20 protein-coding genes, 4 tRNA genes and 1 pseudogene are annotated in these 22,803 nt (G+C 33.1%); 12 read left to right on the top strand and 13 right to left on the bottom strand.

Features of this window, described 5'->3' with window-relative positions; genetic code table 11:
- Window positions 1-109: 109 nt before the first annotated feature.
- The 3 genes from JJQ98_RS03025 to ppk2 all read right to left on the bottom strand — a co-directional run bounded on the left by JJQ98_RS03025 (window position 110) and on the right by ppk2 (window position 4,729).
- Window positions 110-2,218 (bottom strand): methyl-accepting chemotaxis protein, encoded by a 2,109-nt coding sequence (locus tag JJQ98_RS03025; RefSeq protein WP_054195391.1) that lies wholly within the window; start codon window positions 2,216-2,218, stop codon window positions 110-112.
- Between the two features lie 186 nt (window positions 2,219-2,404).
- Window positions 2,405-3,787: a cation:dicarboxylate symporter family transporter gene (locus JJQ98_RS03020; RefSeq protein ID WP_065829223.1), complete on the bottom strand. Its 1,383-nt coding sequence runs from the start codon at window positions 3,785-3,787 to the stop codon at window positions 2,405-2,407.
- Window positions 3,788-3,859: 72 nt separating this feature from the next.
- Complete coding sequence (ppk2, locus tag JJQ98_RS03015; protein ID WP_005021988.1) at window positions 3,860-4,729, bottom strand: polyphosphate kinase 2; 870 nt, start codon at window positions 4,727-4,729, stop codon at window positions 3,860-3,862.
- 82 nt (window positions 4,730-4,811) lie between these two features.
- Here ppk2 and JJQ98_RS03010 point away from each other — a divergent pair, with 82 nt between their 5' ends.
- The 7 genes from JJQ98_RS03010 to JJQ98_RS02980 all read left to right on the top strand — a co-directional run bounded on the left by JJQ98_RS03010 (window position 4,812) and on the right by JJQ98_RS02980 (window position 7,232).
- Window positions 4,812-5,867, top strand: a complete 1,056-nt coding sequence (locus tag JJQ98_RS03010) for a CinA family protein (RefSeq protein ID WP_151104894.1) — start codon at window positions 4,812-4,814, stop codon at window positions 5,865-5,867.
- Between the two features lie 43 nt (window positions 5,868-5,910).
- Window positions 5,911-5,986, top strand: a tRNA-Lys gene (locus tag JJQ98_RS03005).
- A 12-nt stretch (window positions 5,987-5,998) separates the two neighbouring features.
- Window positions 5,999-6,073 (top strand) — tRNA-Glu (locus JJQ98_RS03000).
- A gap of 30 nt (window positions 6,074-6,103) precedes the next feature.
- Window positions 6,104-6,179, top strand: a tRNA-Val gene (locus JJQ98_RS02995).
- 5 nt (window positions 6,180-6,184) lie between these two features.
- Window positions 6,185-6,261 (top strand) — tRNA-Asp (locus JJQ98_RS02990).
- A 123-nt stretch (window positions 6,262-6,384) separates the two neighbouring features.
- The gene (locus JJQ98_RS02985) at window positions 6,385-6,597 is read left to right on the top strand and encodes a hypothetical protein (RefSeq protein ID WP_065826435.1); all 213 of its coding nucleotides are present in this window, start codon (window positions 6,385-6,387) and stop codon (window positions 6,595-6,597) included.
- Window positions 6,598-6,908: 311 nt separating this feature from the next.
- The gene (locus JJQ98_RS02980) at window positions 6,909-7,232 is read left to right on the top strand and encodes a hypothetical protein (RefSeq protein WP_065829791.1); all 324 of its coding nucleotides are present in this window, start codon (window positions 6,909-6,911) and stop codon (window positions 7,230-7,232) included.
- Window positions 7,233-7,256: 24 nt separating this feature from the next.
- Here the strand turns inward: JJQ98_RS02980 and JJQ98_RS02975 are convergent, their stop codons facing one another.
- Window positions 7,257-8,300, bottom strand: a complete 1,044-nt coding sequence (locus JJQ98_RS02975) for a BspA family leucine-rich repeat surface protein (protein ID WP_151104893.1) — start codon at window positions 8,298-8,300, stop codon at window positions 7,257-7,259.
- A gap of 605 nt (window positions 8,301-8,905) precedes the next feature.
- Window positions 8,906-9,292 carry a hypothetical protein gene (locus JJQ98_RS02970; RefSeq protein ID WP_151104892.1) on the bottom strand — a complete coding sequence of 129 codons (387 nt, stop codon included), beginning with the start codon at window positions 9,290-9,292 and terminating at the stop codon, window positions 8,906-8,908.
- A gap of 318 nt (window positions 9,293-9,610) precedes the next feature.
- Between JJQ98_RS02970 and JJQ98_RS02965 the strand changes: the two genes are divergently transcribed.
- The 3 genes from JJQ98_RS02965 to JJQ98_RS02955 all read left to right on the top strand — a co-directional run bounded on the left by JJQ98_RS02965 (window position 9,611) and on the right by JJQ98_RS02955 (window position 11,604).
- Window positions 9,611-10,612 (top strand): hypothetical protein, encoded by a 1,002-nt coding sequence (locus JJQ98_RS02965; RefSeq protein ID WP_151104891.1) that lies wholly within the window; start codon window positions 9,611-9,613, stop codon window positions 10,610-10,612.
- Window positions 10,612-10,956: a cysteine peptidase family C39 domain-containing protein gene (locus JJQ98_RS02960; protein ID WP_247596668.1), complete on the top strand. Its 345-nt coding sequence runs from the start codon at window positions 10,612-10,614 to the stop codon at window positions 10,954-10,956. The genes JJQ98_RS02965 and JJQ98_RS02960 overlap by 1 nt, the downstream gene beginning before the upstream one ends.
- Before the next feature lie 150 nt (window positions 10,957-11,106).
- Window positions 11,107-11,604, top strand: a complete 498-nt coding sequence (locus tag JJQ98_RS02955) for a DUF4149 domain-containing protein (protein ID WP_065829125.1) — start codon at window positions 11,107-11,109, stop codon at window positions 11,602-11,604.
- Here the strand turns inward: JJQ98_RS02955 and JJQ98_RS02950 are convergent.
- The 7 genes and pseudogenes from JJQ98_RS02950 to JJQ98_RS02920 all read right to left on the bottom strand — a co-directional run bounded on the left by JJQ98_RS02950 (window position 11,579) and on the right by JJQ98_RS02920 (window position 19,898).
- Window positions 11,579-13,828 (bottom strand): PD-(D/E)XK nuclease family protein, encoded by a 2,250-nt coding sequence (locus JJQ98_RS02950; protein ID WP_151104890.1) that lies wholly within the window; start codon window positions 13,826-13,828, stop codon window positions 11,579-11,581. The two genes, JJQ98_RS02955 and JJQ98_RS02950, sit on opposite strands and share 26 nt — an antisense overlap.
- A 3-nt stretch (window positions 13,829-13,831) precedes the next feature.
- Window positions 13,832-15,751, bottom strand: a complete 1,920-nt coding sequence (gene tkt, locus JJQ98_RS02945; protein WP_151104889.1) for a transketolase — start codon at window positions 15,749-15,751, stop codon at window positions 13,832-13,834.
- Window positions 15,752-15,766: 15 nt separating this feature from the next.
- Window positions 15,767-16,342, bottom strand: coding sequence for a bacteriohemerythrin (locus JJQ98_RS02940; RefSeq protein ID WP_005021972.1), 576 nt, complete (start codon window positions 16,340-16,342; stop codon window positions 15,767-15,769).
- A gap of 131 nt (window positions 16,343-16,473) precedes the next feature.
- A complete protein-coding gene (locus tag JJQ98_RS02935) occupies window positions 16,474-18,264 on the bottom strand; it encodes a methyl-accepting chemotaxis protein (protein WP_151104888.1) in 1,791 nt (596 codons plus the stop codon).
- Window positions 18,248-19,174: a cytochrome-c peroxidase gene (locus JJQ98_RS02930; protein ID WP_054195380.1), complete on the bottom strand. Its 927-nt coding sequence runs from the start codon at window positions 19,172-19,174 to the stop codon at window positions 18,248-18,250. The genes JJQ98_RS02935 and JJQ98_RS02930 overlap by 17 nt, the downstream gene beginning before the upstream one ends.
- Before the next feature lie 99 nt (window positions 19,175-19,273).
- Window positions 19,274-19,717: pseudogene (locus JJQ98_RS02925) on the bottom strand (serine O-acetyltransferase); the annotation flags it as partial.
- On the bottom strand, window positions 19,668-19,898 hold the full coding sequence (locus JJQ98_RS02920; protein ID WP_247596667.1) for a bacteriohemerythrin: 231 nt from the start codon (window positions 19,896-19,898) through the stop codon (window positions 19,668-19,670). The pseudogene JJQ98_RS02925 and the gene JJQ98_RS02920, both read right to left, overlap by 50 nt.
- 250 nt (window positions 19,899-20,148) lie before the next feature.
- Here JJQ98_RS02920 and JJQ98_RS02915 point away from each other — a divergent pair, with 250 nt between their 5' ends.
- Together JJQ98_RS02915 and JJQ98_RS02910 are read left to right on the top strand one after the other, a co-directional pair.
- Window positions 20,149-21,573 (top strand): catalase, encoded by a 1,425-nt coding sequence (locus tag JJQ98_RS02915; protein WP_054198111.1) that lies wholly within the window; start codon window positions 20,149-20,151, stop codon window positions 21,571-21,573.
- 86 nt (window positions 21,574-21,659) lie between these two features.
- A complete protein-coding gene (locus JJQ98_RS02910; RefSeq protein ID WP_151104886.1) occupies window positions 21,660-22,115 on the top strand; it encodes a Cj1386 family hemin-binding protein in 456 nt (151 codons plus the stop codon).
- Here the strand turns inward: JJQ98_RS02910 and cysE are convergent.
- Window positions 22,101-22,802 (bottom strand): serine O-acetyltransferase, encoded by a 702-nt coding sequence (gene cysE, locus JJQ98_RS02905; RefSeq protein ID WP_151104885.1) that lies wholly within the window; start codon window positions 22,800-22,802, stop codon window positions 22,101-22,103. The two genes, JJQ98_RS02910 and cysE, sit on opposite strands and share 15 nt — an antisense overlap.
- Window position 22,803: the final 1 nt, after the last annotated feature.

Here is a 22,803-nt window from a genome sequence, read left to right as displayed (position 1 = left end):
TGATAACATATCCTCCTTTTCCTAAAAAGGAATCTATGCTATCTATTATTGTATCTAAAATTAACTATTTTTTACCCAAATTTTAAAAAATATTATCTAAATAAAAACTTTAAAATTTCTTTTGATTCACATCATTTAAGATATTTTCTGCAATATCATTAACGCTTTTGGTGATTTCATTTGTTGCATTTGCCACTCCAACATTATCTTGTGTTGCAGTTTCAAGTTGTGCAATTGCTTCATTAATTTGACTAATTCCTTCTGTTTGTTCTTTGATAGATTCGCTCATTTCATTAACGCTTTGCACCAAAACATTCACATTTGCTTCAATCTCTCCTAGAGATTTTGTTGTTCGCTCTGCAAGTTTTCGCACCTCATCAGCCACAACAGCAAATCCTCTACCATGCTCCCCTGCTCTTGCTGCTTCAATAGCTGCATTCAATGCTAAGAGATTAGTTTGGTCTGCAATATCTTTAATCACTCCCACAATCTCTTTAATATCCTCTGCTTGTCTTGTAGCATCCATAGTTTTTTCACTTACATTTTGCATAGAAGAGCTAATTTCTTCTACTGCTGCTGCTGATTGTTCCAATGAAGAAGCTTGCGCTTGAGAACCATCGGTAAGCTTTTGCATAGATTCTCTAAGCTCTGTTGAACGCGCTGTTAATTCTCTAGCAAAATTAGCACTTGCATGCAGCATTTTCTTAATCTCTTCTCCCAAAGTATTAGTAACAACTTCTACTCTTCCATTTGCGTTTTTCACTTCTGTTGTAAAATCCAACTTCACATAAGAATCAAAAACCCTAGCAATTTCATTAGTATCACTTCCTATTTTGCGTTGCAAAACACTAAGCATTGTATTTAAAACTTCTTTTAATTCCATAAGCTGCGGATTTACAGGATCTTTAGAAATCCTTGCAGTTAAATTACCTGCTTCAATTTCTTTTGCGGTATCTACTGCTGCTTGAATCGCTTCTTCATCAATTTGCAAAGAAGAACGAGTCCTTTCAATGTTGGCATTAATAATTCTTCCCATTGCCCCTAATTCATCATTTGCGCGAATCTTGATAGTTTGGACATCTTTGCTTTCATGGTTAATAAATTTAAAGAGCTTATCAAGCGCATCAAGGATAATTGGCAATCTATTAGCAACATTTTTACGAATATAAAAATACACAAAAGCCATTACCAAAATCAAAAAAGCCGCTGAAGCTGTAAAAATTAAATATTCCAAACGATAAAGAGGTGCAAGAACAGAAGATTTTGGAGCCGTAACCAAAACTCTCCAGCTTACATAATTATCCACTGATGAGAAAGATACAAGACTTGCATAACTTGGAGCACCATCTGTGGCAATATAATCATAAACACCCGTTTGCCCTGCTATAATCGCATCAACAATCAATTTAGCTTCTGGTCTTTTATTGGCATCTTGAAGTTTTTTAAACAACAAACTTTGATTGCCATGGAGAATAATCGTCCCATCTTGATCAAACATCGCAACAATACTTCCCTCAAAAAGCTTATTATTAGAATCCAAAAGCGAATTTGCAATATCATCAAAGCTAAAAATAAAACCCACAGCTCCAACAACTTGGTTGTTCGCATCAAAAATAGGCATTGCCATATCAATACCTACAAACTCTTTGCCACCAAAAGAAAAGCGATGCGGCTTGCCAAATAACACTTTTGTTTCACTGCCTTTTTGGGAATTCAATGCTTCTTTAATGGAGACAAGCTCGACATTACCATTTATAGCCACATTCACAATACCTCCAGCAGAGGAAGGTTGCTTATCTTCATAAGCAACCATATAATCCCCATTATCCAAACGATAAAAAGAATTTCCACCATCAAAACCCAAAGGATTCTTTAAATACAAAAATGCAAAATCCGCATAAGAACCAGAATCCAAAACATTAGTTACCACATCTTCTAAAGCTTTTGGTGTGATATTGTATTTGGAAGTTTGAGTGAAAATCTCTCCTAATACATTTGCAGAAGTCCTATTAAGAGCTATCATTTCATTCACAACACCTTCAACAAAACCAGAATACCCCTTAGAAGATTCTAAAATCATCGTTTCGGCATCTTTACGCATACTATCACCAACGCTTTTAACTACAACTATTGACAATATACTAAGACCAATAAGCATAATAATACTGATAGATACTACAAGCTTAGTCCCGATATTCATATTTTTTAAAAAATTCATTAATTTATCTCCCAAGCTACTTCGCTAAAATTTCAAAGCTCGGATTATATCTTACATTTTCTTAAACATAATATAATTAATAGAAATAGTTTAATAATGAAAAATAAAGCTTATATTAAACATTTTTTAAAGCAAATGAAGTCAAAATTCAATTCAAATGCAGGATAATTTCCTGCAAATAAAACCTCAAGAATAATATTTTTGGATTTCAAGATTCCCAAGCTTTTTTTCTGTCACAATACTTGCAATCATTCCTCCAGAAACATTGCTTGAAGTCCTTGCCATATCCAAAATAGGATCAATAGCCAAGATAATCGCCAAAAGTGAAAAATGAGATTCCAATCCCAATCCACTTAATAAAATAGAAAGAATCATAATTGTAATTCCGGGGATTCCAGCAATCCCAAAAGAAGTAATCACACATAGCAAAACAATAATCACTCCCTCACTAAAACCAAGAGGAATTCCAAGTGCATTCAACATAAAAACACACACTAATGCAGCATAATATCCAGCACAACCATTCATTCCCATCGTAGTAGAAATACTCCCGACAAAAGTTGCTCCCCCTCTACTCACACCAAGCTTCTCCAAACAATCAATAGTTAGAGGCAAAGTGCCTGCAGAACTACGCGAAACAAAAGCCATCAATAAAGCCTTAAAAGCCTTTTTGAAATACACAATAGGATTCAACCCCAAAAATCCAAGTATCGCAGAATGCATCACAAAAACCAATACCCAGCTTATGTAAATTAAGATTACAAACAAACCAGCCTCGATTATAGAATCTATTCCATTAACCAAAAGAGTATCTACAATCATCGTTACAATAGTATATGGCATAATCTTAATTAGTACTCCAATCATTTTGGAAATCACCAAATAAATAAAAGTAAGCCATTTTTTAAAAATATTAAAATTTTGCTCGAAATTTTCTTGCCTACCCACAAGATAAGCACAAAATCCAAAAAATATCGCAAAAATCACCACACCTAGGATATTATTGCTATTTGCAGCCCCAATAATATTATTTGGCACAAACCCCAAAATCATACTATTGAAACTCTCCACTCCCCTAATGCTTTTTTCTGTAACTCCAGCTTCTACTCCAACACCCAAATCAAACGCCACTCCCAACAACAATCCTATTATTGCTGCTATAGCCGTAGTAATCATTAAGCTTGCAAAAGAAAAAATCGCCGTCCATTTAAGCTTAGTTGTTTTATCTAAATTACAAATCGCATAAACCAACCCTACAAAAATAAGCGGAATAACCATTAAACGCAAAAAAGAAATAAAAAGTGAATTAATAAAACTAAGCCAAATATGCACCTCATAGAGCCAATGCAACTTAGTAGAATCCTTAAAGTAGCCCAACCCTTGAGTTGGAAATCCTGCCAATGTCAAAATAAAACAAGCAAAAACCACCCCAAAAACTAAAGCACCAATTAACTGCCAATTTTGCCGTTTAATCCTAGATAAAAAGTAAAAAATCCCTGCCAAACAAAAAAGAATTATAAGCGTATAAAAAGAAGAAATATTAAAAAAATGTTGCAAGAAATTTTGCATAAGAAACCTTTTATTATGTATTTTTGCACACTGCAAATTTAAAAGGCGGGATTATACACCAAAAACAATAAACTACTTCTTATCTTTCTTTTTCTTTTTGTCTTTCTTTATATCCCCTTCTTCACCACAAAACATTCGGACACTAGAATAATAAGAAACGATACCCGGATCTGCTAGCAAACATACATTTTCAGCATCTTTATCTTCATAATCAATTTTAGCAAGCAAGATTCTAGCAAGATTGATTCTAGCGCGTCTTTTATCATTTGAATCCACAATCAACCATGGTGCAAATGGAGTATGTGTGCGAGAAAACATTTTTTCAAATGCCTCTGTGTATTCATCCCATAGATTCAATGATAATTCATCAATAGGGCTAAGTTTCCACCTCTTTAGAGGCTCATCTTTGCGTGCTTCTATACGCTTTCTTTGCTCTTCTTGCCCCACATCTAAAAAAAACTTAAACAAGATATATCCGCTCTCAATCAACATTTGCTCCAAATGAGAAACCTGAATAATAAACTCTTTGTATTGTTCATTAGTGCAAAAATTCATTACTCGCTCCACTCCAGCACGATTATACCAACTCCTATCAAAAAATACGATTTCCCCGCCATTTGGCAACTCATCAATATAGCGTTGAAAATACCATTGAGTTTTTTCCACATCACTTGGCTTTTGCAATGCCACCACTCTTGCTCCACGAGGATTTAGATGCTCTCTTAAGGCTTTAATTGTTCCGCCCTTCCCGGCAGCATCTCTCCCTTCTAAAATCACAATAATTTTTTTTTGATACTTTTTCACCCAATTTTGCAATTTGATTAATTCAATTTGTAGTTTTGTAATTTCCTCTTCATAAAACTTTTTATTTATTTTTCCCTTTTGGTTATAAACTTCACCGGGTCTTTCATCTTCTGGGCGTATAACTAAAGCCTTACTCATAATTTACCTCCAAACTAAGCTATAAAATAGCCAAAATATTCTACCATAAAAGAATAAAATTCCAGATTTAAGGAGAGAGATTTTGAATACATTATTTTGCATAGAAAAAAACTGCTCTTTTAAGCCACTAAGGGACTTTGCCACAAGATACGCAGAAGATCTTTTGGGAGAAATTCACCAAATTCATTTTATAAACACCGATGATTCTTTGGAATATCTTTCTAAGAATCTTGATTGCTTGATACAAAATTCAAACAACATTTTAATTCTATCCCCCAAAGATTCCTTGCAAGAAATCTCAAGCCATATCCAACAACAACTCGATTCTAAAGCCATACAAGAAAAAAATATCTATTATTTTAAGATTCTTCATTGCCTCATCACACTGCAAACCCTCCCCCCAAATTCCCCCCAACACTCTTTGGAATCTTTATTGCAAACGCCTAAAGATACTACTTTTTTATATCCTTTGGGAATAGAGTGCAAAAGTGCTTATATGCTACTAAAGCCGCTTGCAAAGATTCACAATGTGGCACTGCAAATCGCATTTGAATCTAATGAAATTGGAATCTTAAAAGCCATAGGCAATTCTCAAGAAAGCTTAAAAAATTTCCTACAAGAAATGCAACAAACTTTACAAAATAAGATTTTTCCAAGCCAAAACCTTGCCCAAAGTATTATAAAAATTTTAGCCCAAAACAAACAAAAAATTACCACCGCAGAAAGTTGCACGGGAGGATTAGCTGCATATTATCTCACCAAAGAATCTGGAGCTAGTGAAGTTTTTGATGCTGGCATTATTAGCTATTCTAATGCAATCAAAAATGCTTGGCTTGAAGTTTCTCAAAATCATTTAGAACAATTTGGTGCTGTCAGTGAAATTGTGGTTTATGAAATGCTAAAGGGAGCACTTAAAGCAAGCGGTGCGGATTTTGCAATTGCCACAAGTGGAATTGCTGGTCCAAATGGCGGAAGCCCTAATAAACCTGTGGGGACAATTTTTATTGGTGCGATGAATAAAAATGGTGATGAAATTATCCAAAGAGTTTTATTTCAAGGGGATAGGAATTATATTCAAGAGCAATCTTGTCTTTATGCTTATTTGCTATTCTTGAAACTATTTTTCAAAAACTATTGACTTTATACGAAATTATAGCTATAATTTCGTTTCCTTTTTATTTGACCCGCTAGCTCAGTTGGTAGAGCAATTCCCTTTTAAGGAATGGGCCGTTGGTTCGAATCCAACGCGGGTCACCACTAAATAAAAGTGGCTCCTTCATCTAGCGGTTAGGATACCACCCTTTCACGGTGGCTACAGGGGTTCGAGTCCCCTAGGAGTCACCACTTTTATTTTCTAAATTTTGACTTTATGATGGTCGCTTAGCTCAGTTGGTAGAGCGCCACCCTTACAAGGTGGATGTCACAAGTTCGAGTCTTGTAGCGACCACCATACTTGGAGCGGTAGTTCAGCTGGTTAGAATACCTGCCTGTCACGCAGGGGGTCGCGGGTTCGAGCCCCGTCCGCTCCGCCATTTACACTTTTCTATCCTTTTATTTTATTTCCATTACATTCTATAAATTACACATTAAAACAAAAACTACCCTGCTTTTTCTTTAAATATGATATAAAATTGATTTATCTACAAAGGTTTTTTATGGTAATCACAATCACAAATGCAGATAATAACTTAATTGACATCTTAGAATCCATTAACAAAAAGCTATCAAAACCTTATAAAATAGAAAAATTACAAGAGGATTTTATACCTTATCAAGAATCTTACGCTTACAAAAAATACCAAAGTTTTAGCGAGGATTATAAAAAAGAATTAGCAGAAGAAATCAAAGCAGATATAAAAAGGCTCTAGTGATGATTTTTGATGTGAAATTCAAAAAGAGCGTTGAAAAGGAAATCAAAAAAACTTGAAAAATTAAATCCAAAAGTAGCAGACAAAATCATTTATTTTATCTTTTCTAATCTAGCTAACTCACAAAAACCTTAAAAAAGAAATGGAAATTAAGCAAAAGTTTTGTAGAATATTCTTGAGGTTTGCCTTAAAGAGGTGGCAGCCTCTTTGAAGGTAGTTTATAGCCTCGAAAGTGAGGTGAGTTAAATTGATACTTCAAATTACAATAGCAATTATACTACTTTGTCTTATCATAGTCAAGGCGTATTAATTTGGGGGCTTTGCCCCTTGCTATTGTAAAGCCCTCTTTTAGCGATAATGCACTTCCCCTCTTAAAGCCAACTTGCATTTGCAGTAAATTTTTTGCCTATATGAGCTTAGTAAAAGTGAATGAAAAATTAAGTAGGATTATGCAGAATCTGTTTTTAAAAATTGCAAACCAAAGCAGAATAGCAACCTCTTTGACTTCGCAATCTCCAATTCTCGTAGATAGGATTTTACCTCTTTGGCGTGTAAGCACCTCCCTTCTTTATTTTAAACCACTTTTAAGCATTAAAACAATACATAAATATGCATTATATATTATTCAAGAGTAATTTACACATATTATTGCATAGTCCTTAATTACTGCAACTATTGCTAATAAAATCTCTTGTTTCATCATCAATATCTCTAACCTTACTTATATCCCAATCAGATAAGTTTTGATTAAAAGATGCGGCTTCATTAAACATAGCAAACATACTTTTAACTTTACTCACATTCCATTCTCCAATTGGTTGATTGAAGGATTCAGCACCTTCAAACATACTTTCCATATTTTTAACCTTACTAATATCCCATTTGGATATGTCTTGGTTAAAGGATACAGCATAAGCAAACATAAAAGACATATCTCTAACATTGCTTACATTCCAATTACCGATTGGTTGATTGAATGCTTCTGCTCTTTGAAACATCCAAACCATATTTTTAACATTAGAAACATTCCAATTTCCAATGGGTTGATTAAAAGATTTAGCATCAACAAACATAGCAGTCATATCTTTAACTTTACTTACATCCCAATCACCAATTGGCTGATTAAATGCTTTTGCTTTTTGAAACATAGCATTCATACTTTTAACCTTACTCACATTCCATTCTCCAATTGGTTGATTGAAAGATTTTGCTTCTTGAAACATACTCTCCATATATTCAACCCTACTAACATTCCATTTGGATATGTCTTGATTGAAAGAGATTGCTCCATAGAACATAAAAGCCATATTTTTAACCTTACTTACATTCCAATTACCAATTGGCTGATTAAAAGCCTCTGTGCTAAACATAAAAGCCATATTTTCTACATTAGAAACATCCCATTTACCAATGGGTTGATTAAAACTTTTTGCTCCAAGAAACATAGAATACATACTTTCAACATTACCAACATTCCAATTAGAAATATCAGCATTGAAAGTTTTAGCCCCTTCAAACATGCTAGTCATATCTTTAACACTAGAAACATCCCATTTCTCAATGCCTGAGAAATCAGTGCGTTTAGTATCATCAAATAAAAAACTCATATCTGTAATCTTGGAAGTATCTATATCTCCAAGATTAATAGATAAATCATTTACTAATTTTTCTAGCTCCACTTTTGTATTTGGTGTATATTTCATTACATTCTCCTTATGTTTGTGATTATTCTTGTCCTTTTTTAATCCTCTTTCCTTTCTTTTTATTCATCCAAGCCCATTGATAACCTCATTTTTATTGTTATTTTCTTTATATTTTAATCTCAAACTTTTTATCTTTTGCAACATTGCTTCATAATCGATTTCTTTGTGGTGTGTAGAGATAATTTCATTCTAAAGCTTTCCTATTTGGATTCTGTCTTGTTTCATCTCTTGTATTTCAATATCTAGCAATAAATGCCCAATATGCGCATACTCCAATAAAACATCTTTTTCCATTAATGTTGCCATATTATCTTCTTAAATTAACTAAATAAATTATATAGCAATAATAAGAATATTACAAGATCAATTTTTTGCAAAAAGTTAGAAAAAAATTAAGTAGATTTTTTATAAAATATTTTTTGAGGTTGCACCAAAGAGGGATAGCAGCCTCTTTGGCTTTTGTAACCTCCAATCTGTCTTAAGAAAGGAGGTAAAATGAAAGTCCATAAGATACTTACAAGTATCTTGCGTATTATTATACTACTTTGTATAATTTTTAGCAAGTGCTTCTAGGGTTTATACCCTAGTTGTAAGTATCTCCCTCTTTAGTCCTCCTGCTTTAATTTTTTCCTTAACTCATTGATATTATAGGATTTTGTATTAACAAGCAATGTGCTAAGTAATGATTCTAAACTACTTCTTTCATTATAAATTTTACTTCTTCTATTTTTATCTTGCTCTATTGAATTAACCAAAGCATTTGCCCCTTTACCCAAAGGCACAGGCATAACAAAATTAAATAATTCTACTCCCCTATCCATTGCCCCTTTTGCGCCCTCTCTCCTTGTATAAGTACGATTCATAGCAAGATTACAATTGAGGGCTTGTTGGAAGAGTTGTTGAGGGATTCCATTGGTTGCAAGTTTGGCAAAAAATTCAGGAATTAGATTGCCCTTGATATTTCCCAGTGAAGCAAACTCTAATAATCCCACACAAATGCCACACAAATACCCTTGAAATTTCACAAAAGAATTAAACCCAAAAGAAAATATTATTTTCTAATAGCATCATAAAAAATCCAAAAAATAAAATCAGTCAATCAAAACAATAACCAAATTTAAAAATAAAAATTATTTTGCAAGTGATGAGTGGATAAAAGCTTGAATATGCTTATTAATATTTTAAGTTACTTTGATAAATCTAAAAACTATCAAAAAATAATGAAATTTAGCATTAATCATTAGATAAAGGAATACTTTTTGCTTATTTTTTCTTAAATTTTTTTATAATTTTTTAGAAAAGGTAGGCAAATGACTAGCATATCTAATTCTTCTTATTCTAATTATTTAAATGTTCATTGCAACTATTCTAAAGAAATCTCAAGCCTCATAGACAAAACTTCTAATCAAAACGCAAATACCCCATTTACGCAATCCACAAGGCAAGATACTCAAAATATTGAATATAATTCTAGCAAAGCCTTTCAAGAAGTCTCTAAGCAGGATTTAGATAACATAATCAACGATAACCACGACGATTTTCAATCCTCCATATTAGAAAATTTTTTAGATTCTTTGAATTATTGCACTATTGGTGCAATTAACAAAAATTCTAAAGATACAGCTTTTAATCAAGAAGATTTTAAAAATGCAAAAGCAAATTCAGCAACAAATTCCAACAAAACTTTTGAAAAATACCCCCTTGATAACTATGGTTTTATGGGAAATGAGTTTTTAAAAGAATCAGGATTGCCAGAGGATTTGAAATTTCATAGTAATTCCCTACAAGCTATCAAAAACTACCTTACGCTCCCATTTTACGAACATCACAGCAATGGAAATGATTACTTTTCAAACTACTTTGATAGTGTAGATTTAGGAGGTGGATTAAAAAACGCTTTTGATTCATTGGAAAAATTTATAGACATCAAAGATAACTATACAAAAGAGGAATTATTGAATATTTTTAAAGACAATGAAGGTTTTATAGATAGTTTAAGGGGCGATATTGCTCTTGTAGAGGATTATACTTTTATGGAAAATGGAGAAGAAAAAATTGCTTTAGAGGGTGTTATTATGTTGTTCTCTTTGGTAAATTATGGGGAGGCTTATGCCAAATCCGAAAATAGCCAACTTGGTGAATATGGTAAATACTTAGCAGGACTTCCAAACTCTTGGCTAGAAAGTCCCTCTATTTTGCAAGATTCTACCTTTCAAGAAACAAGCAAAAAAGTAAAAGAAAATTTCATTGATTGGTTTTTACAAAAAGTATTGGAGATAAAAGAATTTCCTACAATGGAAGCAAAAGCATAATGCAAAAAATGCTTTTATTGCGCATTTTTTTGCTTGTTTTTATAGCAAACTTTGCTTTTGCTTTTAGCGTTAAATCTCTACAAGAACTCCACAATCAAAATGTTATAAGGCAGCAATATGAGGAATCTTGTGGAGCTTCTGCTTTGGCTACTTTACTTAATTTCTTTGAATTTAGACAATATAGCGAACAAGATATACTTGCTTTTTTAAATCAAAAAACCGATATGTTAAGCTTCAAAGAATTGCAAGAAGTGGCAAATACTCTAGGTTATGCAACTAAAGGCTTTCAACTCCAAAGAGAAATATTAGAACAAACTTCTTATCCTTTGCTTGTAAGCCCCTAAATTTACAAATACAATGCCTTTTTGCGTCATTTATTTTGCCTCAAATTTCCATTTAATCATTGTTTCTAAATTGTTTTAGATAATTGTGAGTTTTGTTATTATTTTAAATTTTTGGTATAATTTCAAATCTCAAAAACTTCAAGGACATATATGCGTAATCCTCACTTTTATTCTTTTGCTTTTATGGTTTATTTATTGCTTATTGGTTTAGCCTTGGGAGCTATTATTGCTAGTGCTTTTAGTGCTCCTGTAATTTTTCGTGCTGCTAGCTTCGTTGAAGGTTTAGAAATTACACTCTTTCAATCTGGCGTGTTAATGACGCAGATTTTCATAAAACTCAACATATTGCTTAATATTCTAGCAGTTTTTATCATCATCTATGAAGTTATCATTTTCAAAACCACGCACCAAAAAATAGCCCCCTTGCTTGGCTTTATTAGTGTGATTTTAATTTTGTTATTTACTCTTTATTATACGCCTTATATCCTCCAAGCTCAACAAATGGGAGAAGAATCCATACAAACTCTAAAATTTGATGCTATGCACAAACAATCCGTCTTAGTTTTCAAAACTTTGCTTATCACTTTATTTTTACTCTTTTGTATCCGCTCTTACAAGCTCATCAATAACGCTTACAAAGGTAAATAAACTCACAAAAACTGCAAGGGCTTCTTTCCTTGCAAAGCTCAAAGGAAAACTCCTTTTGCATTCCTTTGTAATACTCTAGTTTTTCTTCTAACTTCTCTTTTTTTTCTATCAATGCCTTTTCTTCTTTGATTTTGGCTTCATAGATATCATAAAATCCAGCTTTTACCTCTGCATTGCTATGGATTTCTTGGATTGCCATAGCATAAAGCACAAGTTGAAAATCTTTGGAGTTTTCGATACTTCTCTTGCCGCCTATTTTTAGATTTCTTTTATATTTATAGTCCAAAACAAAAAAATCTTGCCCCTTTTTGTCAATCCTATCAATCCTACCTTCAAAAGGGATTCCACATACACCAAATGAGAACTTCCTTTCAAACTCCACAGGAATCCACCCTTCTTGTAAATGCTCTTGCTCAGTTTTAAAAAATTTCTGCAAATATCTTTTGGCAAGCTCCAATTCAAAAAACTCTCTTTTAGTCTCATAATCTTGCAATCCCCTATAAACTTCCTCTTGTAATTGTGCAAAATTATGATGAGTTTGATAACTACTATAAGCCTCTTGCAATACCTTATGGAGCTTCATACCCACATTAGCACCCATATTTGAATTTTCTTCTTTATATCCCAAAACATAGCGATAATAATATTTTCTCGCACAAGTCAATAAGCATTCTAGCTTTGAAGCGCTCATAATTCCAAGCTCCAAAGGTGCTACAATTTCCCTCTCTTTATACTGCAAAGCTTTCCCGCTCAAAAAATAATCCCCATATTTTTTTGAAGCTTTATAGAATCTAGCTTCACTAAAAATTTTATCATCTAGCAAAAAGCGAGAGGGCTTGTCTTCGTCATTATTCAAAAACATTACACCCACTTCCAAAGAATGCTCAAAAAGGCGTGAATAATAATATTTTTGGAGATTCTCTCTATCTTTTTTGGTGGGTAGTCCAACTTTTTCTCGTATCAATGAATTAAGAAAAATATCTTTTTGATTCACTTTTGGCACATTGTTTTCATTAAATTCTGGGACAATAATATAAGAAAACTCAATCCCTCTTGTTTCCAAAATACCTATCACACTGATTCTTCCACCGCCAATATCATCTATACTTAGCTTTTTTAACATCATAAAAAATGTATGAATTTTGTCCTTTATTGGCAAAAATTCTAAATACTTCAATGAATAAGAAAAATGCTCTAAATTCTGCAAAATAATCTTTTTGGCTTCTTTATCCTCCCTTGTTATTTCCTGTGATTCTATGATGAAATTTTGAAACTCTCCAAAGTCCCTAAATTGTTCTATATGCTCCTCAATCTTCACAAATAATGCTGTTTCTTGAAGTTTTTTACCCATAGCAAAATTAAAATTTCTCGCACCATCAAAAAGCTCCAAATAGTTTTTAAACTCCTCACTAGGCAAAACAATGCAAATTTCCTCTGGCTGGATTCCCCGCTCCAACCACAAATCAATCTGACTAAAAATCCCTCCCACCTCTGAAACTCTATCGCTAAACTCTAATAAATTGATTTTGCCATATTTGATTGTTTTTGTGGGTTCAAAAGAATCTTTTTTGATATCACCCCTTTTTAAATGCAATATAAAATCTCCATTTTCTAATTCTATCCCAAAGATTCTTTGATAATATTCTTGATTAAAAGCATTAATGCTAATTTTAAAAACAATGGGCTTTTGCATGGAAATTTCTTTGAAAATATACATTTCAAAACAACTCAAAAAGCCTTCCAAATGCACTTCAATCTCATCAAACTGCGATAAAAGCTCAAAAGTAATTTGATAATTTTCCAAAAAATATTTGTCAAAAAAGCTATTTTGTGCAATTTTATCTTGATAGGTTTTAAAAATATTTTTTAATACTTGCAAATGATCATCATAAAATGCGTAAATATCTAGTCGCTCAAGAGATTCTATCTGCACACATTCCGCACACAATTCATCATAAAATTTAAAGAAAAAATCAGAATTAACCAAAAATTGCGAGAAGTTTTTTGCAAATTCGCCAAATTTTTGAGGATTGACTTCTTTAATGGCTTGATAAAGATAGACATAACGCAAAAATGGAGGGATTTTACTTTTTGCTTCAACCCTCAAAATACTATCAAAAAATTCGCCAATACTTTGTGCATTTGGCAAAAAAGAGGCATTATAATTCCTCTCAAAAAAATCTTTGATTGCTCTTGTATTTGAAAATAAATAAAGTTTTTCCACTCTTTAAAGATTTTCTTTAACAATTTTAACAATATTTGCTACATTAAATCCAAAATGCTCAAAAAGCATTTCTCCTTTGCCACTTGCACCAAAATTTTGCATACCTACAACAATATCGGCTAAAGCATACCACTCTAATCCCCTACTTGCCTCAATAGCGACTACCAAACCTTGAAGTAATGAATCTTTATAATTCCTATCTTGCTGGATAAACAAATCATAACAAGGCACACTAACTACTTGAACATCAATGCCATTTTCTTCTAGCTTCTCTGCACTTTTTAGAGCTAATGCCACTTCACTGCCGGTTGCTAGAAGTGTAACTTGCGCTTCTTTTTTGGAAGGCTTTTTGATATAAGCACCTTTTTTAACCTGCTCTTTGGCAATGGGCGATAAAACAGGAAGATTCTGACGACTAAGCACAAACGCACAAGGACCTTCTATCTCAAAAGCAGTTTGCCAACAGGCTACATTTTCATTAGCATCGCTTGGACGAAAAACATTTAAGTTAGGCATTGCTCTAAAATGGCTCAATTGCTCTATTGGTTGATGTGTCGCTCCATCTTCACCAACTCCGATACTATCGTGCGTCCAAATATAAAAAACTTTGTTTTTCATCAATGAAGCTACACGAACACTTGGAGAGAGATAATCACTAAAAACAAAGAAAGTTGCACAAAATGGCAAAAATAGCCCATAATTTGCAAGACCATTTGAAATTGCCCCCATTGCATGCTCTCTAATTCCAAAATGAAAATTTCTACCCTTTGGAAAATCTCCCATACCTTTTAGCTCTGTATTGTTAGAAGGCGCTAAATCTGCACTCCCGCCGACAAACCCATACAACGCTTTTGCAATAGCATTCAAAATCTCTCCATTGCTAGAACGCGTTGCAATGCTTTTGGATTCATCAAAAATAGGGTATTTAATCTTAGAAAAATTAGGATTTAGCATTTCTCTCAAAATATCTTTTTTGTCGCTCTTTTCTAAAGTTTTTTCCCACTCTTTATTAGCCAACTCTCCTAATTCTTGAGTATTTTTAAACCGAATCTTTGCAGATTCTGGAATAAAAAACTTTTCATCAGGATTAAAGCCTAAAGCCTTTTTAGATTCTGCGATTTCTGTTTCACCAAGCGGAGAACCATGGGATTTGTGCGAACCGCTTAAATGCAATGAACCTTTAGCAATCGTTGTTTTTGCAATAATAAGCACAGGCTTTTTAGAGGTTTTAGCTTGAGTTAGTGCAGCATCAATTTGCATAAAATTATGCCCATCAATTTGCAATACCTCCCAACCTTGAGATTCAAAACGCAATTGCATATTTTCACTCAAGGCAACCTCACATTCTCCCTCAATAGTAATATTATTAGAATCATAAATCACAACCAAATTATCTAATTTATGATGTCCAGCAAGCGAACAAGATTCATAAGAAATTCCCTCTTCTAAATCCCCATCCCCGCACAAACAATAAACTTTGTGAGTAATTAAATCACCAAGCATATTTTGTGCAAGCTTTCCTGCCATTGCAAAGCCAACAGCATTAGCAATTCCTTGCCCCAAAGGACCTGTGGTAATTTCAATTCCGGGGGTATGCTTATACTCTGGGTGTCCCGGCGTTTTGGAGCCAAACTGCCTAAAAGACTTTAAATCTTCTAAGCTAACATCAAATCCCCACAAATGTAGCAAACTATACACTAATGCACTTGCATGCCCTCCGCTAAAGACTAATCTATCGCGATTAATCCAATTTGGATTCTTAGGATTTATCTTCAAATGGTAGCCCAAAACAACCGCAATATCTGCTAATCCCATTGGCGCACCGGGGTGTCCGCTATTTGCAGCTTGCACCATATCTGCACACAAAAATCTTAAAGAATCCGCCATTAATTGATATTCATTGATTTCGTTTTTGTCCAACATATTTTCTCTTATCCTTTATTGTTCTAGTAGTTTGATTCTTCCTTTGCAGGTTTTGCAATTAAAAATAACATTTTCTTTTTGTATTTTATTGTGCAATTCCAAAGGCACCAAATGCACCTTACCTTGACAATTACAAGTATATTGAACTTTGGATTCTTCTACAATATTTTTGACTTTGGTTTCTTGTGGGGTAATTTGACAAGTGCTTCTGCGAAATTTCTCAATTTGCATATCCTCTCTTATAATATGCTCCAAAAGCCATTTTTTGGCAATAACAGCTAATTGCTCTTTCAAATCATCGACATTGCGAATCTGCATAACAGCACTTGTCATATCTCTAATAATCTCGCGATGCCTCTCTTTGTGCTGAATCAAACGCGGATAATAGATAGATTCCATATAGGCTTCTTCATCTTTAAAATGCTCTTGCGTATAGTTTAATAATTCCCTAAGAATAGTGATAATTTCTTCTTTTGTGGCTTTTTTGTTAGTTAGTGCGTAAGCTCTTCCAGCAATTTCAAATAATTTTTTATGTTGCTCATCAATTGCTTCATTATGGACGCTCAACTCTTTGCTCCAAGATGGCAGCATCTGCTATCCTCCCCCCTAACTTTGACATTTTAATCTTTAGAGTGATTTTACTATAAAATTTCTTAAACCATAAAAATTTTAAAAGTGTTTGTAAAAATTTTATGGAATGGGGGAGAAAACTTCCCTAAAGATTATTGAAAACTACTCAACTTATCAGAGAGTTTGCTAGAGCCTTCAAGGACACTCACTGAAATTGCATTCACTTCATTAGAAAGCGCTTTAATATGGTTAGAAATATCACTTACGACATTTAGTTTTTCATCTAAAAGTGCCATTTTTTCCTTTGCTTCAATATTTTTCTCTGCCATATTTTGAGTAGATTTAATGCCAATTCTCAATCTCTCCATTGTATCAACCACTTCATTTTGCAACTCATTTGCAACTTCATTAGTTTCACTCATTGAATCATGCACTATTTTCATTCCTTCAATATTATCACGAATTTGCTGTGCAATGAGTGAAACAGTAGCATTGATTTCAGCAAGAGATTTTGTGGTTTTTTCTGCAAGTTTTCTTACCTCATCTGCAACCACAGCAAATCCTCTACCATGCTCCCCTGCTCTTGCTGCTTCAATAGCCGCATTAAGTGAAAGAAGATTAGTTTGATCAGCAATGTCTTTGATACTCTCTGTAATGCTAGTAATACTATCTGCGCTGCTAGAGAGATTGCCCATATTATCCATAATAATGTTTTCTTGTTCATTCCCTTGTTCAATAAGTTTTGCTAATTCCTTAAGTGTTTCTTCTGCTTTTAGCATAACCTTTTGCATTTTATTCATATCTTCAATGGTATTTTGCGCTAAAACCCCATTAGCTGAAATATGCTCATCTAATGCTAAACCAATTTTTCTCAAAGTAGAAATTTGCTCATCTTGTATATCGGAATTTTTTTGTAGAATCGTTGCATTTTCTTTTAATTGCTGTGAGTTATTTAGACTTGCTTTTGCATTTTCAGTTGCCTCTAAAATAGAATTTTCAACCACTGCAATGAAGGAATTAATATAATTTGCACTTTTAGATAATTCACTCTTTGCATCAATCACTAGACGCGATTTCAAATTTGCCTCTTTAGAAGCTAAATTTTTAGTTAATTTCTCTAAAAGCGAAATAGGGATAATCACTTTTTTGAGTGTCAAGAAAATGAAGAATAAAAGCACAAGCAATGTAGCACCAAACACACCATAAGCAATATAAAGTCTATCTTGACTTTCTTTTGCAATTTGGGCTTGAACTACTTTATTAGCCAAAATCAATTCTTTTTGAAGTGTTTGATCTTTGTATATTTCAGAATTCTTTTGCATCAAAGCAGCTTGAGCCAACATCATTTTATAATGCTTAATAAAAAGCGTAACATTTTGATCATTCAAAGATGAAAAGGTTTCTAACTTTGCAATAGCGGCATTAAGCTCCTTAAGATTCTCACTCTCAAGGATATTATCTGTGGCTAATTTGGCTAATATAGAATTAGTAAGCTTAACAATAGAGGCATAACTTGAATTATTCTCTGCAAGTTGTGCGATTTCTTGATGGAGTGCATAAAGAAAAGTTTTGGAATTAAAAGCAATAGAATTAGCACGCTTGAATTTATCTAATTGATTTTGCTTTGCTTTAAAAATTTCTGCAATTTTTGATGTGTCCAAACCTTGATTTGTTAGAAATTGCAATTCTTGTGCAAACTCCCTAGAATCTCTCACGCTTTCATCATAATTCATAAAATCAAAATAATTCTTAAATACATTGTCAATTCTTAAATCCAAATATTCTAATCTCTTTAAAGCATCGGAAATTTGCGTGTTTTTCTCAACATTAGCATGAGTATTAAAAATAATAAAAAGCAAAAGCAACATAAAAATAAGGACAAAAGCCGATAAGCTAATAAATTGATAAAGGAATGAAAAAGTTTTTTTATTGGAGCTTGTCATTGTATTCTCCTGTAAGACTCTCTAAAAATGCTGTAATATCTTGCACTGTATCATTATTGAGGAATTTTCCTAATTGATAAAATGCCATTAATTGAACTGCAACTTCTAAAGTCTCTACGCTACCATCGTGAAAATAAGGGGCAGTTTTAGCAATATTTCGCAAAGATGGGACTTTAAAGACTAACTTATCTTCTTCTTCTTTTGTTACTCCATATCTGCCGGGATTTCCAGTTGCAGCATAAGGCTCAAAGATACCTATTTTTTGGTACATATTGCCGCCGATATTTTGACCTTGATGGCATGCGATGCAACCATTTGAACGAAATGCTTGAAAACCTCTCTTTGCAGCTGGAGATATAGCATTTTCATCTCCCTTTAACCATCTATCAAAAGGTGAATTTGGCGTAATTAATGTTTTTTCAAACTCCGCAATCGCATCTGTAATATTCTCAAAAGTAATCTCCCCATAAATTTCTTTAAAGGATTCTACATATTCCAAATTACCCTTCACAGCCTCGATGACTTCATCTTCTGTCATACCATGTTCTACTGGATTCAACAAAGGACCGCCTGCTTGCTCCTGCAAATCTTTGGCTCTACCATCCCAAAATTGCACAAAATTAAAAACTGCATTGAAACTAGTTGGGGAATTAGTCGCACCATTTGTAGCGCCTCCAACGCCAAATGAAAAGCGTTCATTATCCACACCATAGCCTGTAAGATGATGACAGGAATTGCAAGAAATAGTTTTATCTTTTGAGAGATTAGTATCCATATATAACATTTTGCCAAGTCTAGCTTTTTGCTCATCAAAAGGCAAAGAATCTGGAATAGGCTCGATACCAATTTCAACAAAATCTGCGGCTTTCATATTTATCAATAGACACAAAAGCATCAAAATGATTCTCATTATATTTTCCTTATTTATGATTAACTAAAAATAAGTGCGGATTTTATTATAAAAAAGTTAAATGTTTCTTTATATATTATAAATTTATATTATTAATAATTAATATTTATTTGTAAGAAACTCTTGATACATTTGGTTGAGTTTTTCAAGGTTTTTGAGTGAATTTTCAGAATAAACCACTTCACTTTCTAATAATTCTAAGCGTTTTTGCAAATATGTAAAAAGCTGTGATTGAATATCTGGAATCTTGTTTAAATCATTACTTTTGCCCTTGATGATTGTCCTTGCTGGAATACCAACAGCAGTAGAATTTGGCGGAACAGAAGCAATTACAACAGAATTTGCTCCGATTTTAGAATTTACTCCAATAGTGATATTGCCCAAAATTTTTGCTCCTGCTCCGATGATGACATTATCTTCTATGGTTGGATGGCGTTTGGTTTTCTCCAAGCTCACTCCGCCCAAACTCACACCTTGATAAATTGTTACTTCATTACCAACTTCTGCAGTCTCCCCAATCACAACTCCAATCCCGCGGATAATAGATAGATTCCATATAGGCTTCTTCATCTTTAAAATGCTCTTGCGTATAGTTTAATAATTCCCTAAGAATAGTGATAATTTCTTCTTTTGTGGCTTTTTTGTTAGTTAGTGCGTAAGCTCTTCCAGCAATTTCAAATAATTTTTTATGTTGCTCATCAATTGCTTCATTATGGACGCTCAACTCTTTGCTCCAAGATGGTAGTATTAGTCCTCCTCTTTCCTAACTTATTTATTTTGACTACCTCACTAAAAACCCTGAAAACATTAAATATTATATACTTTAAAAACAAAAAGGAAACTAAAAACTGCTTAAAAAAATATTTTTGATACTTTATATTAAATAATAAATTTTATTATTTAATATTATTTTTATTTTATATAAGATATTATTTCCTTGTTAATAAATTTTATTTAAAGGATAGGTAATCTTTATGAAAAAACTTACAAATGACTTTGGAAATATAGTAGCAGACAATCAAAATTCACTTTCTGCTGGACCAAAAGGACCTTTACTATTACAAGACTATATCCTACTTGAAAAACTTGCTCATCAAAATAGAGAAAGGATACCTGAAAGAGTAGTGCATGCCAAAGGAAGCGGTGCTTATGGAGAATTAAAAATCACAGCTGATATTTCACAATTTACTAAGGCTAAAGTTTTGCAAAAAGGAGAAGTTACTCCACTTTTCTTGAGATTTTCAACTGTAGCTGGAGAATCCGGTGCAGCTGATGCAGAAAGAGATGTAAGAGGTTTTGCAATTAAGTTTTACACCAAAGAAGGCAATTGGGATTTAGTTGGAAACAACACGCCAACTTTCTTTATAAGAGATCCTTACAAATTTCCTGATTTTATCCACACCCAAAAAAGAGATCCAAGAACAAATTTAAGAAACGCAAATGCAGCCTGGGATTTTTGGACATTATGCCCTGAAGCCTTACACCAAATTACAATTTTAATGAGTGATAGGGGAATTCCAGCAAGTTATCGACATATGCACGGCTTTGGAAGCCATACTTATAGTCTCATCAACGATAAAGGAGAAAGGTTTTGGGTAAAATTCCATTTTAAAACTCAACAAGGCATTAAAAATTTAACCAACAAAGAAGCTGAAGAAATTATTGCCAAAGATAGAGAATCTCACCAAAGAGATTTATATAATAGTATCGAAAAAGGGGATTTCCCTAAATGGACATTCCAAGTGCAGATTTTGCCTGAAAATGAAGTGGATAAATTAGGATTCAATCCCTTTGATTTGACAAAAGTATGGCCCCATAGCATCGTGCCTTTGATGGATATTGGAGAAATGATTCTTAATAAAAATCCACAAAATTACTTTAACGAAGTAGAACAAGCCGCCTTTAGCCCAAGCAATATCGTGCCTGGAATTGGCTTTAGTCCTGATAAAATGCTCCAAGGCAGAATCTTTAGCTATCCTGATGCGCACCGATATAGAGTAGGAACTAACTATCATCTCTTGCCTATTAATAGAGCAAGAAGTGAGGTTAATACCTATAATGTTGCTGGAGCTATGAATTTTGATGAGTATAAAAACAAATCAGCTTACTATGAACCAAATAGCTATGATGATAGCCCAAAAGAAGATAAAAATTATTTGGAACCAGATTTGAATTTAGAAGCTGCAGCACAACGATATGCGCCATTGGATAATGATTTTTACACCCAACCAAAAGCCCTATTTGACATAATGAATGATTCTCAAAAAGAACAACTCTTTAATAATATTGCCTCATCAATGGAAGGTGTTGAACAAAAAATCATAGACAAAGCTCTAATGCATTTTGAAAAAATTAGCAAAGAATATGCAGAGGGTGTTAAAAAAGCGTTGAGTAAATAACTTTTAGAGTGAGAATTCTCACTCTAAAATCATAGCTATTAAAAATCAATTTTTAGATTGACTAATAGATAAACAAGGATAAAATGATGAATGAAATTTCTTTAGAAGAAGAAAAACGATTTGGAGAGCTTTGCAATATGGCTTTTAATTTTGCTAGAAATAATGAATTTGAAAATCTAAGGATTATGATAGAAGCTGGATTAAATGTTAATCTAAAAACACATAGAGGTGATACTCTACTTATGTTAGCAGCTTATAATAATTCTTTAGAAACTGCTAAAATGTTGCTTGAAAAAGGCGCTAAAGTGGATGAAAAAAATGATAGAGGACAAACCCCATTAGCTGGAGTTTGCTTTAAAGGATATCTGGATATGGCAAAATTATTAGTAAGCAATGGTGCAAATATTGATGAAAATAATGGCTTAGGAATGACTCCTTTTTCTTTTGCTATTATGTTTGGGCGTAAAGATGTCGCAAGATACCTTATGATACACTCCAAGCAAAGCCTCTTTAAAAAAATAATCATTTTATTCTCTTCTTGACTTTAGAAATTCATAATATATAAGATTGAGTTTTTCTATACTTGCTTGCAATTCTTCAGAATGAGGAATTTGCGATTCTAATAATTCTAAACGTTTTTGCAAATATGTAAAAAGCTGCAATTGAATATCTGGAATCTTGTTTAAATCATTACTTTTACCCTTGATGATTGTCCTTGCTGGGATACCAACGGCAGTAGAATTTGGCGGAACAGAAGCAATTACAACAGAATTTGCTCCGATTTTAGAATTTACTCCAATAGTGATATTGCCCAAAATTTTTGCTCCTGCTCCGATGATGACATTATCTTCTATGGTTGGATGGCGTTTGGTTTTCTCCAAGCTCACTCCGCCCAAACTCACACCTTGATAAATTGTTACTTCATTACCAACTTCTGCAGTCTCCCCAATCACAACTCCAATCCCATGGTCAATAAAAACTCTATGCCCAATTTTACAAGCTGGGTGAATATCGATATTTGTAATCCATTGCGTGAATCCCATTAAGATTCTTGCTAAAACCCTAAAGCCTTTTAAGTGCAACTTATGTGCTATTCGATAATGCACCAAAGCAATCAAGCCCGGATAATTAAAGAATAATTCAATTTTAGAATTAATGGCTGGATCTTTTTGCAAAATAACGCCAAAATCCTCTTTAATCGTCCCAAAAAGGCTATTAGCGTAATTCAAA

This window comes from Helicobacter pullorum NCTC 12824 (assembly GCF_017979475.1).
GTDB classification, from domain to species: domain Bacteria; phylum Campylobacterota; class Campylobacteria; order Campylobacterales; family Helicobacteraceae; genus Helicobacter_D; species Helicobacter_D pullorum.
This window is presented reverse-complemented; position numbering and strand designations above follow the sequence as displayed.